Raw genomic sequence first — 599 nt, forward strand, 5'->3', positions numbered from 1 at the left:
ACTACAGGGCTTTTACCTGCTCTGGCGGACCTTTCCAAGTCGCTTCATCTAACTCGCTCTTTTGTAACTCCGTATAGAGTGTCCTACAACCCCAAGAGGCAAGCCTCTTGGTTTGGGCTCTTCCCGTTTCGCTCGCCGCTACTCAGGGAATCGCGTTTGCTTTCTCTTCCTCCGGGTACTTAGATGTTTCAGTTCCCCGGGTCTGCCTTCAATACCCTATGTATTCAGGTAAAGATCCTATCCCATTACGGATAGGGGGTTTCCCCATTCGGAAATCTCCGGATCAAAGCTTACTTACAGCTCCCCGAAGCATATCGGTGTTAGTCCCGTCCTTCATCGGCTCCTAGTGCCAAGGCATTCACCGTGCGCCCTTTCTAACTTAACCATTGTTCGGCTATAAAGCCTTACGGTTATAAAAAATCTGTTTTCTTACTCTATTTAATAGAGAGAAAAACTAAGATGGCGATTACTCGGTAATAATCTTCTTCATATTACATTATCTAGTTTTCAAAGAACGAAGTTCTGAGAGATTGAACTCTCAAAACTGAACGAACAAGCAACATCATGTTATTCCGTATATTCCTTAGAAAGGAGGTGAT

Annotated in this window: 1 rRNA gene; it reads right to left on the reverse strand. The window is 44.4% G+C overall.

The annotated features are described in order from the left end of the window. Positions 1-385: ribosomal RNA gene (locus NXH67_RS00125) — 23S ribosomal RNA — on the reverse strand; the annotation flags it as partial. Positions 386-599 lie beyond the last annotated feature (214 nt).

This window comes from Butyrivibrio sp. DSM 10294 (assembly GCF_028539135.1).
Lineage (GTDB): Bacteria > Bacillota > Clostridia > Lachnospirales > Lachnospiraceae > Butyrivibrio.